This window comes from Paenibacillus sp. FSL P2-0136, from assembly GCF_037975325.1.
Classification (GTDB): domain Bacteria; phylum Bacillota; class Bacilli; order Paenibacillales; family Paenibacillaceae; genus Paenibacillus_AQ; species Paenibacillus_AQ silagei.
In genome coordinates, this window is record NZ_CP150244.1 from 814,725 (window position 1) to 828,623 (window position 13,899).

The following is a 13,899-nucleotide window of genomic DNA, read 5'->3' on the forward strand; positions in this document are numbered from 1 at the left end:
TATGGAGGGTTCACTATGAAACTAGTACTTCTATCAGGCGGCTCCGGCAAGCGGCTCTGGCCGTTGTCCAATGATTCACGCTCCAAGCAATTTCTGAAGGTACTGGCAAGCCCGGCAGGTGAACCGGAATCAATGGTACAACGGGTATGGAGACAGCTGGAGGAGAACGGCATGGCCGGGTCCTCGTATCTGGCGACCGGGCGCAGCCAGGTGGAGATGATCCAGAGCCAGCTCGGCAGCGAGGTGCCGATCATCGTGGAGCCGGAGCGGCGGGATACCTTCCCGGCTATTGCGCTGACGGCGGCCTACCTGTATTCCATCGCGGGGGTGTCCCCAAGCGAGACCGTGGCGATTCTGCCGGTGGACCCATACGTGGAATCCTCCTTTTTCGAAACGGTGCTGCAGCTGGAGAACACCATGCTGGTGAGCGGGGCGAACCTGGCGCTGATGGGCGTAGTTCCCGAGCATGCTTCGGAGAAATACGGCTACATTATTCCAACGGGCGCAGATGCGGGAGCGAATGGTTACCTGCAAGTGAGCCACTTCCAGGAGAAGCCGGACCGCATCCAAGCTGAGGAGCTAATCAGGCGGGGAGCGCTCTGGAACTGCGGAGTGTTCGCCTTCCGTCTGGGTTACCTGCTGGATATACTGCAGCGCAAAGGGCTGCCGCTCAATTACGAGGAGCTGCAGAAGCAGTATAAGCTGCTGTCCTCGATTAGCTTCGATTACGAAGTGGTGGAGAAAGAAGAGAACATCGTCGTGCAGCCTTACGCCGGATTCTGGAAAGACCTGGGCACCTGGAATACGCTGACCGAGGAAATGACCAGTAACCATGTCGGCAAAGGCTTTATCACCGCTGACTCCGAAGGCACCTGCCTCATTAACGAGCTGGATATTCCAATCACGGTAATCGGGGCGAAGGATCTGATTATCGCCGCCAGCCCGGACGGCATTCTGGTGACACACAAGGCCGAGAGTCCGCGGATCAAGGAAGTGCTGAAGACTTTTGAACAAAGACCGATGTACGAGGAACGCCGCTGGGGCCACTACAAGGTGATCGATTATGTGAAATATGATGAGGGCAACGAGGTGCTGACCAAGCGGATTTTCATCAATGAGGGCAAAAATATCAGCTACCAGCTGCATCACAAACGCAGTGAAATCTGGACCTTCGTCAGCGGGGAAGCCAGCATTGTCATCAATGAGAAGATGCATAAGGTGAAGGCGGGAGATGTGGTGCGGATACCGGAAGGGACCAAGCATGCCATTCTTGCTCTTACCGATGTGGAGTTCATTGAGGTGCAGACAGGGTCTGAGCTGGTAGAGGAGGACAATATCCGTATTACTCTGGACTGGGAGGATATCGCTCTACATCAGTTCATTTCGTAGGTCTAACTTATCTATTTAACCAATTGTTACAATTTTTAATCAGGCATTTAGAACTATTTTTCAGACAAAATTTGTTTTTACTCTACATTAAATTTGCATATCGACGATACTTACGGTAAGAGGGATTGATCCTTCCAAAACGACAATGGCAAACCTAATCGAAAGATAGGGACGCAAAGCTATAGGGCCTTCGCAAGAGTGGCAGCCTGGCTACCGAAAGGAAGAGAATATTGTGAAAACTTACCGTAAGTCTCGTTTGCTCTGCGCTGTGCTGTCGCTGGCCGTGGTATTGTCTGCTGTACCCGTGGGACTGGGAATCGCCCCGTCCACTGTCAAGGCTGCTTCCTCTACAGGAGCGCCCGTGAACCCTAATGCCTCAGCCGAGGCGGTCAAGCTGCTGAACAGTCTCTATGAGATCTCCGGGAACGGAATCATTACAGGGCAGCATGACTATTTCGAAAGTCCGGATGAGCTGAGCAACAAGCTGAAGGGAACAAGCGGACAATACGCCGCACTGCATGGGTATGAGCTTGGAGCAATCGGTGGACAGAGCGAGAGCGGAGTAGCTGCACAACGCAAAAATATCGTCTGGAGTGCAACGAACTGGTCCAGAGCGGGCGGCATTGTCGCCATGACCTTCCACCAGAGTCTGCCGGGCACCAAGTACGAATGGTCCAATGTGCAGAAGCCAATTACTCAGGCGCAATTTAACAAATACGTAACCCCCGGCACGCCAGAGTATAATGCTCTAATCACTGATCTGGATAAAGTAGCTGTCTCTCTGAAAAGTCTGCGGGATGCTAAGGTTCCGATCCTCTGGAGACCGTACCATGAAATGAACGGCGGCTGGTTCTGGTGGGGCAAGAAAGACAACTTCACTGCACTATGGAATATTATGTATGACCGGTTCGTGAACGTTCATCAGTTAAATAATCTGATTTGGGTATGGAACCCGAATGCGCCGAATGCCAACTCTGATCCCTATGCACGGACCTATCCGGGCGCGGACAGAGTGGATGTGCTGGCAGCAGATATATATAATAACGACTACTCGAATAAATATCATGATGATCTGACCAGCCTGGCTGGCGGCAAACCGATCGGCATCGGCGAGAACGGCGAAATGCCGAACATCTCGAAGCTGAAGCTGACCCAGCAGAATTACGTGTTCATGATGAACTGGGGCAAGATGCTCTATGAGAATAACAGCACGGCTACGATCAAGAATTTCATGAATGACAGCTACACACTGACCCGTGACCAATATAAGGCCTGGTCTGCTCCGGCGGCGGCTCCTAAGCCAACGGCAACGCCTACCGCAACGCCGACTGCAACACCAACACCAACGCCGACTGCAACACCAACACCAACGCCGACTGCAACACCGACACCAACGCCGACTGTAACACCAACGCCGACTGCAACACCAACCGTTGCGCCGATTCCGAAGCCGGTCCCAACCTCCGGTGATACGGACAGTAAGCCTGCCCAGAATGGCTTGCTTGGAGAATACTTCAAGAACATGACGCTCTCGGGGACACCGGTTATGGTGCGTAACGATGATGTCATCAGCTTCAATTGGCGCCAGGGTACTCCTAATGCTGCACTCGGTGTAGACTACTTCTCGATCCGCTGGACCGGCCAGATTAAGCCGGCTTACAGTGAGACCTATCAGTTCTATACTACATCGGATGACGGTATCCGCTTGTGGGTGAACGGCACAGCAGTCATTGACAGCTGGGTCAAGCAGAGCGGAACGGCCCGCACAGGAAGCATAGCCTTGACTGCCGGGCAACTGTACGATATCAAGGTAGAGTATTATGAGAATGCAGGCGATGCGAATGTCCATCTGATGTGGCAGAGCCCCAGCCAGGTGAAGGGAACCGTGCCTGCAAGTGCACTTTTCTCCAGAGCAGGCAACACATCCATACCTGCTCCGGCTGCAACAGCAGTACCGACAACGGTACCAGCAGCGCCAGCACCGACACCAACGCCGGCACCAGTAACGACACCAATGCCAACACCAGCACCAACACTGACGCCAGCACCGACACCAACGCCAACACCGGTGCCTACGCCGACAGCGGTTCCTGTTCCCGTTCCTTCTCCTACAGCAACACCGGCGGATCTGCCGGTAGAAGTTCCTGCTGCCAATGGACTGTACGCGGAATACTTCAATAATATGACTCTATCGGGCGAACCCGCTGTAGTGCGTACTGATGCTGTGCTTGATTTCAACTGGCGCCAAGGCACGCCGGATGCCGCTATCGGCATAGACTTCTTCTCTGTCCGCTGGAGCGGGAAGATGAAGCCGCTGTACACGGAGACTTATCAGATCTACACCACTTCCGATGACGGTATCCGCGTACGGGTGAACGGTGAGCTTGTGATTGACAGCTGGGTGAAGCAGAGCGGCACCGAACGCATGGGCAGCATCAGCCTGACCGCAGGCGAGCTGTATGATATTCAGGTAGAGTATTATGAGAATCAAGGGGATGCAAAAGCGCGGCTGATGTGGCAGAGTCCAAGCCAGGCCAAAGGAACCATTCCGGCAAGCGCGTTGTTCCTCCCGTCCGCTTCGTAAGCTCATAAGGTCCGCAGCTGTGTTCAACATTGGCGCTGTTACTGGTTAAGACGTTACAATTATAAATCCTGTAAGCCACTCTTAATGGCCCTGCTTACCAGCAGGGCTACTAAGCTATAGAAAGGCAGACAATCCGGCAGGCGTAACCTCCGGGGCCCTGCCGGAGAGTGTGGCTGAAGAAAGGAGATTACATTGAACACTTACCGTAAGTACAGGCTATATACAACTATTTTTCCTCTAATCCTTATCCTTTCATTGCTTCCATGGGGGGAAGGGCGCAGTCTGCCCGCAGCCGCCAAGGTTACGGCACCTGCCGCCCCCGCTCCCATACAGCCCATTAATCCTTCGGCCTCCAAGGAGGCTTCCGCACTGTTAAGCTATCTCAGTAATCTCAGCGGCAAGGGGATGATATCCGGCCAGCATGATTACCTGGAGAGCCCCGATGAATTTAATAATAAGCTCCGCACCACAACCGGCCGCTATGCCGTTCTGCATGGCTATGAGCTGGGAGCCATAGGCAACCAGTCCAAGGAGACCATTGCCAAGCAGCGTCAGGCTGTCGTGGACAGCGCCATCCGTTGGCATGAGGGCGGCGGTATTGTCGCCATGACCTTCCATCAGAATCTGCCGGGAACCGCGCCGGTATGGACCAATGTGCAGAAGCCGCTGAGCCAGAGTCAATTCAAGCTGTATGTCACTCCCGGAACGCCGCAGTACAAAGCCCTGGTCGCTGAGCTGGATGAAGTGGCCAAGTATCTGGGCGAGCTGCGCGATGCCGGAGTTCCGGTGTTATGGCGGCCCTATCATGAGATGAACGGCGGCTGGTTCTGGTGGGGGCAGAAGGATGACTTCGCGAAGCTCTGGGACCTGGTCTATGACCGCATGGTGAATACGCATAAGCTGAATAATCTGCTGTGGGTATGGAATCCGAATGCTCCCAACAAGTCGTCTGAGCCGTATGCCGCCTATTTTCCCGGCCTCGCCAAGGTGGATATTCTGGCCGCCGACATTTATGACAATGATTTCAAACAGTCTTATTATGACAGCCTCCTGAAGCTGGCGGGTGGCAAACCGATCGGAATCGGGGAGAGCGGAGAGCTTCCAGACCCTGTCATCATGTCTCAAAAACAAAGCAAATGGGTATATACGATGACATGGGGCAAGATGCTGGTTGAGAATAACCCGACTGTGAAAATTCAAAGCTTCATGAACCATAAATACACGGTATCGCGGGAGGATTACAAGCTCGCGGCGGGTGCCAAAACGCATGCGGCGGCTGTAAGCTCAAGGAACGGCCTGAGAGGCCAGTATTATGGCAATATGGACCTGTCCGGCACACCGCTGCTTACCCGTAACGACAGCACCCTTCAATTCAACTGGCATGGCAATTCACCGGCTCCCGGCCTTCCCAAGGATGCATTCTCGGTACGCTGGACCGGGACCCTTAAGCCTCTCTACAGTGAAAAGTATACGTTCACCGCTTCTTCGGATGACGGCATCCGCATATGGATCGGCGGCAAGCTCCTGATCGACAGCTGGAAGAACCAGAGCAGTGCGAGCAAGGAGGGCAGCATCACGCTCTCTGCGGGTACCCCCTACGCCATCAAGGTGGAGTATTACGAGAACCGCGGGGATGCCAGCGTCAGTCTGATGTGGAGGAGCCAGAGCCAGAAGCAGATGATTATTCCCCAGAGCGCGCTGACGCTTCCTTAAGGAAGCTCCGCGGAAGACGAAGTGTGACGTAAACCAGGTACAGCATAGAATTCCGGAAGAAAGCGAGGACAAGGGAATGAGGACTAGAGTTCAAAAGAAACCCAGTAAATATCTCCACAGGCTACTAAAATTTGCAGCACTGATCATCTTGATTCTGTTGTCCGTCTCTGTCTTCGGAGATTACGGGACGAAGGACGGTGAAGATGATGTGGATCTGTCTTCATTGTCGGCGGCCAAGGATGCCGGTCCTGAGATGCCGGAAGGAACGGTTCTATGGAAGCTTGGCAAGCATGACGGTTCTGCCGGTGAGTTCAAGGCGGCAGGGTCAAGCGGGGTGAAGAAGACACTCAGCATAGCTTCAACCACTGCCAGGTCGGCAGAGCTGAAGTCACTGCCCTCCGGCCTGCACGGGGAGACCAACCCGGAGCTGCGGATTCAGTATGAGCTGGATAAGATCCCGGAGCACGGGGTCTTATTTCGCGTGAGCATTATCGATGCTTACAAATCCGTTCCCCAGATGAGCGTGTTCTCCAACCGTCAGCTCTCAGGCATCATTCAGATCGCAGGGATTGCCGGAACAGGCAGCAAATACGACTTCCGCAAAACCTATGAGCTGTACATTCCCAAAGAGCAGCTCATCAGCGGCACCAACGAGCTGACGCTGCGGACGGCCAGAGGAATCTATTCCTCAGAGGCTGAGGATAAGTACAACTGGTGGACATGGGATAATCTCAGTCTGGAGGCGCTGAAGTCTCCGATTAAGGAGCCGATTCACGGCAGCTATACGCTGACGGGGACGGTGGTGAATAACAAGCAGTTTTATTTTGACGAGGGGGCGGTTACCCATCTGCCTTATATTATGAAGTGGCTGGGTGTAGCCTATAGCGGCAATATCATGCGGACCAGCTGTGCCAGCGATGTAGGCCGCTCGTGTGAGAATATGGAGGAGTACTACAAGGTCCTGAAGGATTACAATATGCAGGCCGTAGCGCTCTATCTGTACACAGGCGATATCAAGCTGAAGGCGGACGGAACGCTGCCGGAGGATGCGGAGAAGAAGCTGACGGATTATTTCCAGAAGTACAGCCCGTACTTCCAGTATTACGAGGTGGATAACGAACCGGGCCTGTTCAACCGTTCCAAAGCGGTCAATCTGGCCATAGCCGAGTGGCTGAACAGCAAGGGTAAGACGATCGCCCCGCATCTGCAGACGGTTGCACCCGGATGGGCCTACTGGCCGGGCTACAGCGAAGACTCGTGCGGCAATCAGAAGGGTCCGGTGAAGCAGTGCGGAGACCCGGACGGCTGGGAACGCGATCCGAAGCAGCGCGATGAGCTTGAAGCGGTAACGGATCTGACGAATGGCCATTCTTATGGGGATTCCTATATTTTCGGACAGGGCGGGAGCTTCACGGAGAACCTGAAGACCTTCGGGGGCTCGGTAGACGGCCTTAGCAAAAAAATGCTCGCCACCGAGTTCGGCACCTCTGACTCCCATGTGGACGCGTATCAATATGGGGCCAAGGAGCGGACTTCAGCGGTGTTCGACCGGATTATGCGGGCACATATCGGCTATGCCGAGATGTTCGTGCAGCATGCCGCCTTTTTCAAGAATTTCAGCCTGTTCAAATACGGCTTCAATCTGGAGGATCATGATCCGGCGGCTACAGAGATCTACTACACCAAGGAAGGGGAAGAATCCCGCGTCAGTATCATGCGCAGGCTGGATCTGGCTTATGCTACACACGGCGCTCCGCTGACCTACCAGATCAGCAATAAGGAGGAGCTGAAGGATAAGCTGGTCTACGTAAGAGCAGTGGACACCTCCACGCTTGAGCCGCTGGCGGGCAGCAAGGCGACCTCCAACAAGGTGCTGGTGAACTTCGTCAATTTCGAGAAGACGGAGCAGACCGTTAAGGTCAAGGTCATTATGCCGAAGAAAACGGAGTACGAAGGAGAACGGTTCGGCAAGGGCGATACTTATGAGGAGGCCCGCAGCTATGTAACCGTCAGGGCTGCTTCGCCGGAGCTGGAATTCACGGAGACGCTGGCTCCGGGAGAAGGCGTACAGTACATTCTGGAGCCTTCCTCTGAGGTGGTGGATACGGCGCCTCAGGGCCTGAAGGCGACTGCTGTCAAGGGATTGTCGATGCATCTGAACTGGCTGGAAGCCCCCGGAGCAAGCTATGAAGTGCTCCGGGCGGACGGCCCGGACGAGAAGCTGAAGGTCATCGCTACAGCAGTGAAGGGAACCGAGTACAACGACAGCAAGCTGAAGGAAGGCACACTTTATACTTATGCTGTAAGAGTGTCCGGCTCTGGCGTGATGTCAGAGAAGACACAGATTACAGCAACCGGACTTGTCCCGCTGGACCGGGCAGGCTGGAAGGTGACGTCCAGTGTGAGTAAGGAGGCTTCCAATCCGGCAGGTGCCATTGACGGAGACCGGCGGACCCGCTGGGATACGGTCAAGCATCAGGCTTCGGGGGAGTACTTCCAGATTGATCTGGGCGCAGAACATACGGTAGAAGCTATAGATATGGATTACCCTTTATCGCCATATGACTATCCGCGCGGCTACACTGTCCACGTATCGGAGGATGCCAAGAGCTGGAGACAGGTCGCAGCGGGCAAAGGCCAGCTGGAGAAGACCAAAATTACGTTTGCCCCGGTCAAGACCCGGCATATCAAGATTACCCAGACAGGCTCCGGCGGCAACTACTGGTCCATTCAGGAGCTGCAGGTGTATTCAAGAGAATGAAGGACGGCATAATAACCTCCGTGGAATTCAGCCCACCGGGGTTTTTTTCTGTCTCAGAATCATACACATACTATAAAATACATGGGGCTAAGGCGGATACCCGGCTCCGGGGAAGGTGTGAACCGGTTCATGACTCATCTTGCAGATCAAATCATCCTGCTGCTGGCGGCTTTGCTGCTGATCGCCGTGCTCTCCACCAAATTCTCCACCCGTTTTGGCATGCCTGCTCTGGTCCTGTTTATTGCAGCCGGCATGGTACTCAGCCATTTCATTTATTTCAACAATGCTTCGCTCACGCAGATTGCCGGCATTTTTGCCCTGGTGGTGATTCTGTTTGAGGGCGGGATGCAGACGAGCATGAAGGATATTCGCCCGATTCTGAAGCCGGCGTTGTCGCTGGCTACACTCGGAGTGCTGCTGACTGCGGTGATCGTCGGTGTGTTTGCCAAATTTATACTTGGAGTGCCCTGGGCGGAGAGCTTCCTGTTCGGGGCCATTGTCGGTTCGACAGATGCAGCGGCGGTATTCTCCGTGCTGGGCGGCAAAAATATCGACAAACGGCTAACCTCGACGCTTGAAGCCGAATCCGGCAGCAATGATCCGATGGCTGTATTCCTTACCGTGTCGCTGATTGAATGGGTGCAGCACCCGGATACCGCAGTCTTGCGCCTGGTGCTGTCGTTCTTCTGGGAGATGGGGGTAGGACTGCTGGTCGGGATCATCATCGGCAAACTGGCGGTGTACCTGATTAACCGGATTAATCTGGACTCCACCGGATTGTATCCAGTCATGGCGGTCGGCTTCGCAGTTCTGACTTACGGGGTTTCGGCTATGGTACACAGCAGCGGATTGCTAGCTGTCTATGTCATGGGGCTGGTGCTGGGGAATTCCGAGCTGATGTACCACCGCACCATTATGAATTTCAGTCATGGCTTTGCCTGGATGATGCAGATTGCCATGTTCATTCTGCTCGGGATGCTGGTCTTCCCGCAGGAGCTGGCGGCTGTGGCCTGGCAGGGGCTGCTGCTGTCCGTGATTCTGATGGCCCTAGCAAGGCCGCTCGGCGTATTCCTCAGCCTGCTGTTGTCCCGGTTCTCCTTCCGTGAAAAGACACTGATCTCCTGGGCCGGGCTCCGGGGAGCCGTCCCGATTGTCCTGGCGACCTACCCGCTGCTCGCGGGGCTGCCGCATGGCAGGCTGTTCTTCAATGTCGTATTCTTCGTTGTTCTGACCTCGGCAGTGATTCAGGGAACAACCATTTCACCCCTGGCCTCGCGGCTGAGGCTGGTGGGCCGGGAGCAGGAGTCCCAGCCATCCTTGATGGAGCTTGTCGCGCTAGGGAAGACTGATTCCGAATTCAATCATATCGGAATCGACCGGCAGATGGCGATATCCGGCATGCAGATAGCAGAGATCGGCCTGCCGGACGATATTCTGTTCACGGCCATTATACGGAACAAGACCATCGTGACGCCGCATGGCAGCACGGTGATTGAGCCCGGAGATACGGTATATGTGCTTAGCCCCAAGAGCAAGCGGGAGGAGATGCGTGCCATCTTCCGCAGCGGACTGGGACGGGCGGCAGAGACGGATATCCCTACGGTATAAGGGACATCCTACGGGAGGATGTAAGCTTCTCTTCCGGTTCAGGTGATTTATGTCAATCCATGTGCTTTTGCAGAATTGTGATTCAAATTATAGGATAGCCTCCCGGAGGAGTGCTAGAATGTGCAGTACATCAAGGATGCAGGACATTAGATTGCAATACAGTAAAAAGTGTGTTAAATTGTATATAGATTTAGAACGAGTCTAAATACAATGTATTGTAGAATACACATTCCGGGAGGTTATTTAAATGAGTACACAAGTTAACAGCCACACTGCACTGCATGCTGTTCTGAACCGTCAGACCGCGAACTGGACGTTGCTGGGAGTGAAGCTGCATCACTACCACTGGTATGTCAGCGGAACCCAATTCTTCACCCTGCATGAGAAATTCGAAGAGCTGTACAATGAAGCCGCGGGTTATGTGGATGAGCTGGCTGAGCGGCTGCTTGCCATCGGCGGACGTCCTGCTTCTACGATGGCAGAGTACCTGAAGCTCTCCAGCCTGAAGGAAGCTGCCGGCGGTGAGAGCGCCAAGGAAATGGTGGCACAGCTGGTTCAAGACTTCGCTGCCGTAGCTGAAGAGCTGAAGCAGGGCATTACTAGCGCAGAGGAGGTCAGCGACCAGCCTACCGCCGATCTGCTGATCGGCATCCGGACAAGTGTAGAGAAGACAGCCTGGATGCTGAACGCTTACCTTGCGTAATTCCGGCATAGGACATATAGAAGAGCGCCCGCGTTACACCTGCGGGCGCTCTTTGCTTAAAATATAAGAATTTATATGTTGCACACAATAACTTATCCTTCTATTTCTCGCTGAAACGGTACCGTCCTTTAAAAGGACGGCAATGCCGTTTCCATTTACTTAATAAATACACCGCCGAAGGGCAGGGCTTCCCGCAGGAATCGCTTGATAATACCGTCTTCATTATTGTCGCGCTCGAAGCGTCTGCTCTGGCGTCCGGCTTGGAACAGAACAGGCCCGTGGCCGGTCATCTTCCAGTGATAGCTCATATGCTGGCTGGCGAGATGGTTGCCGTACACCGTCAGCTCAAGCTTGGCATTCTCGGGATAAGCGATAATACTGCCGGCATCGACATAGAGCGGATCGAAGGGATGCAGCTCGGCTTCGCAGACCGTGCCCTCCGTCAGAATGCCGATGCTGCCGCGGCCGGAGAATTTGACCTTGACGATATCCCGGGTAATCAGCATATTCTTCATGCTCAGCACTCTCGTCTGCATCGTGACGCCCTTGCTGTAGAAGAAGAGGTGCCTGAAGTCGTAGAGCAGATCGCTTTTGCTGTCGAGCTGGATGGTCTTGACCCGGTAGCCGGGCGGCAGCGCGGCTGTGAACCGGCAAGGGCCGGTCAGATCCGCCCGGATCAGCTTGCGCTTGCGGTACATCCCCTTCACATCCATGAACCGGTCGGCCCGTCCCGCCGAAGGGCCCTGGTAGGCAATAATCTGCTGCGGATGCAGCACATGGACCTCCTCGTTCTCCTGAACGGTAAAAGCAACCGCCTGTCCGCTGCCGCTGTCGCCTTCATCCTGAATGTCAATGTTCATTCTTCATCCTCCTTAACGCAGCCGGTCGCTTCTTCTGGAGCGGTACCGCATTGTGAAGCGCAGCACCCGGATCAGCAGGAAGTAGCCCAGCAGAAGAGCAATCCCGGAGATGACCGTCACCTTGATCCGGTTGAAGTAGTTCTCTCTCGCCGTGCGGTCATTCTTCAGCTCGTCCACGACCTGGCTGAGCTGGCGGTTCTGCTCCTGCAGGGCAGCATTCTGGGACTGATACGTCTGCATTTGCTGCAGGCTGTCCGTCAGCTGGTCCTTGGCTTCACCGAGATCCTCCTTCGTCTGCTGAAGCTCTTCTGCAGTCTTCCGGTAACTCTCCTGCAGCTTGGTGACTTCTCCGGGAAGCTCCGAGAAGCTCTGGATTCCATTGTATATATCATTCAGATAATTGGCCTTGGCCTCGGGGGCAGGCCAAGTGAGAGTAAGGCCAAGCATAAGCAGGGACGAACCCAGCAGCTTCAGCAGCACTCCTGTTACCCGTCTTTTCATCAACTGATCACCACCTGTTAGAGCTAATTGTCTTCTCATTTTATCATAGCTGCTTGCCGTTTGAACAACCCGGGCGGCTGTAGGCATAATTACCCTTTGTATCTATGGAGAGAACCAAGAGGTAATACAGTGTTAAGGCAGGGATGGTTTCCATAATATTGAGTGTCGCTGCAAATTAACGTATACTGTGAACGGAAAGGGGCTGTATTCAATGAATAGATGGCTCAAAACACTGTTGTTCCTGGCGGGCTCCGCCCTGTTGACCCGGTTTATTCCGTTCTCCTCCTTATTCCGTAATCTGGATACCATGTTCCATGAATTCGGCCACGCGCTGATGACTCTGCTGCTCTCCGGCAATGTGCTGCGCATTGAGCTGTATTCTGATCACAGCGGTGTGACCTATTCGGCGATTGCTGCCGGAGGCAAGGCGATCCTGGTGTCGCTGGCGGGTTATCCTCTGGCTTCACTGTTCGCGTTGCTGCTCTTCTATTTCTATAGTAGAGATAAGCGGGAATGGGGGCTTGTTCTGACCAGCCTGGTCGCGCTGATTATGCTTGTGCTGTATGTACGGGGCGGCTTCGGGATGATCTGGCTAAGCGGCTTCATTCTGCTGAATGCTGCGATGCTGTTCCTCTGGCCGAAGGTCAGCAAGGTGTACTATCTGTTTCTTGCGTTCCTGACCCTGGAGGAGTCCGTGATGGGGACCTTATTCCTGGTCTATGCTTCCGTCGTGACACCTTCCCGGGCAGGGGATGCAGCGAATCTGGCCAGATTGACCATTTTACCGGCCCCTGTGTGGTCACTCCTGTTCTTCCTCTTCGCATTGCTGTGTGCAACCTGGGCCCTTGGGCTGTTCTTCCGGCATGAGAAGGCGGGCAGACGGGTCCGATTGATGTAATGCGTAAAACTTTGTTCGTCATATTTTGACAAAAGAATAGACTTTCATAAAGAGGCAATCACCTTTTGGGGTAGGTTGGCTCTTTTTTTGTCGATATTATAGGACCGAACATACATTCCATGACAAGGAGTTGTCCGCCAATATTGGTACATTAATAGAAGACCCAAATTAAGAAAGAGGTGGAAATATGCAAGCAAGTATTCAGACGTTGTTTACATGGAGCCAGGAGCGTATTTTGGCAGGCGGTGCCAAGAAAATAGTGCTGCTCGTGGAGTGGAAGGGAGCGCTACAAGGGGAGGATTCCCGCAAGAAGAGCCGCAAGGTGGTAGCCCGTGATATTGAGCTGCGTGTCTGGCTCGAAAGTCATGTCAAGGTAACAGGATGTTACGGCTGTAGTGCAGAAGAAGGAGAGGGGAGATCACTGCTCCTGAAGCTTGGCAAAATCCATTCCGGGCAGCGCAGGTACATCGCCCTGGAATTCATGATGGCGGGTATGCCTGCAGGCATACATGAAGCCCTCTGGCTGCAATGGCAATACAAGCAGCCTACGGTGGAACGTATCCGCGAGCTGCCGCTCAAGAAGCTGGGAATCGAATATTCCCATCATACCGGCCTGCTGGGGGCCAGCTCCTGCTTCCATGTGGAGAAGCATCTGGCGCTGCTGCAGACAGAGGCGCTAATCGTGGAAGTCCAGGAGGCCCGGATGAGGAACAAGCCTGAGGTACCCGCAGATATTCTTCGCAGGCAGGCCGATCAACTACTCCTGATGGCTGCCCGCTCCGGGGATATGCAGCTGCTCAGAGAAGCGGAAGCGCTATATAAAAGACTGGAGGCAGAGCATCTGCCGCTCAGCAGGATAGGAATGAGATAATTGCTGGGAAG

Annotated in this window: 10 protein-coding genes and 1 riboswitch; of the genes, 8 read left to right on the forward strand and 2 right to left on the reverse strand. The window is 54.1% G+C overall.

All coding sequences use genetic code 11. The features are described 5' to 3' along the window. The first annotated feature begins 15 nt into the window (after positions 1 to 15). The 6 genes from NYE26_RS03385 to NYE26_RS03410 all read left to right on the forward strand — a co-directional run bounded on the left by NYE26_RS03385 (position 16) and on the right by NYE26_RS03410 (position 10,758). On the forward strand, positions 16 to 1,389 hold the full coding sequence (locus NYE26_RS03385; protein ID WP_339253882.1) for a sugar phosphate nucleotidyltransferase: 1,374 nt from the start codon (positions 16 to 18) through the stop codon (positions 1,387 to 1,389). A gap of 137 nt (positions 1,390 to 1,526) precedes the next feature. Beyond that, a riboswitch (cyclic di-GMP riboswitch) is annotated at positions 1,527 to 1,607 on the forward strand. Between the two features lie 14 nt (positions 1,608 to 1,621). Continuing rightward, positions 1,622 to 3,973: a PA14 domain-containing protein gene (locus NYE26_RS03390; RefSeq protein WP_339253884.1), complete on the forward strand. Its 2,352-nt coding sequence runs from the start codon at positions 1,622 to 1,624 to the stop codon at positions 3,971 to 3,973. Positions 3,974 to 4,165: 192 nt separating this feature from the next. Then, on the forward strand, positions 4,166 to 5,686 hold the full coding sequence (locus NYE26_RS03395) for a glycosyl hydrolase (RefSeq protein ID WP_339253886.1): 1,521 nt from the start codon (positions 4,166 to 4,168) through the stop codon (positions 5,684 to 5,686). A 208-nt stretch (positions 5,687 to 5,894) separates the two neighbouring features. Then, a complete protein-coding gene (locus NYE26_RS03400; protein ID WP_339257304.1) occupies positions 5,895 to 8,447 on the forward strand; it encodes a discoidin domain-containing protein in 2,553 nt (850 codons plus the stop codon). Between the two features lie 129 nt (positions 8,448 to 8,576). Continuing rightward, positions 8,577 to 10,055 carry a potassium/proton antiporter gene (locus tag NYE26_RS03405; RefSeq protein ID WP_339253887.1) on the forward strand — a complete coding sequence of 493 codons (1,479 nt, stop codon included), beginning with the start codon at positions 8,577 to 8,579 and terminating at the stop codon, positions 10,053 to 10,055. A 247-nt stretch (positions 10,056 to 10,302) separates the two neighbouring features. Continuing rightward, a complete protein-coding gene (locus tag NYE26_RS03410; protein ID WP_076078998.1) occupies positions 10,303 to 10,758 on the forward strand; it encodes a Dps family protein in 456 nt (151 codons plus the stop codon). Positions 10,759 to 10,913: 155 nt separating this feature from the next. Here the strand turns inward: NYE26_RS03410 and NYE26_RS03415 are convergent, their stop codons facing one another. Both NYE26_RS03415 and NYE26_RS03420 read right to left on the reverse strand, forming a co-directional pair. After that, positions 10,914 to 11,618 (reverse strand): AIM24 family protein, encoded by a 705-nt coding sequence (locus tag NYE26_RS03415; protein ID WP_036723116.1) that lies wholly within the window; start codon positions 11,616 to 11,618, stop codon positions 10,914 to 10,916. Between the two features lie 12 nt (positions 11,619 to 11,630). Next, positions 11,631 to 12,122, reverse strand: a complete 492-nt coding sequence (locus NYE26_RS03420; protein WP_339253888.1) for a hypothetical protein — start codon at positions 12,120 to 12,122, stop codon at positions 11,631 to 11,633. A gap of 208 nt (positions 12,123 to 12,330) precedes the next feature. On the opposite strand from NYE26_RS03420, the gene NYE26_RS03425 reads away from it, so the two are divergent. Then, positions 12,331 to 13,017 carry a M50 family metallopeptidase gene (locus NYE26_RS03425; protein ID WP_209879442.1) on the forward strand — a complete coding sequence of 229 codons (687 nt, stop codon included), beginning with the start codon at positions 12,331 to 12,333 and terminating at the stop codon, positions 13,015 to 13,017. A 187-nt stretch (positions 13,018 to 13,204) separates the two neighbouring features. Continuing rightward, positions 13,205 to 13,888, forward strand: coding sequence for a hypothetical protein (locus NYE26_RS03430; RefSeq protein ID WP_339253889.1), 684 nt, complete (start codon positions 13,205 to 13,207; stop codon positions 13,886 to 13,888). Positions 13,889 to 13,899: the final 11 nt, after the last annotated feature.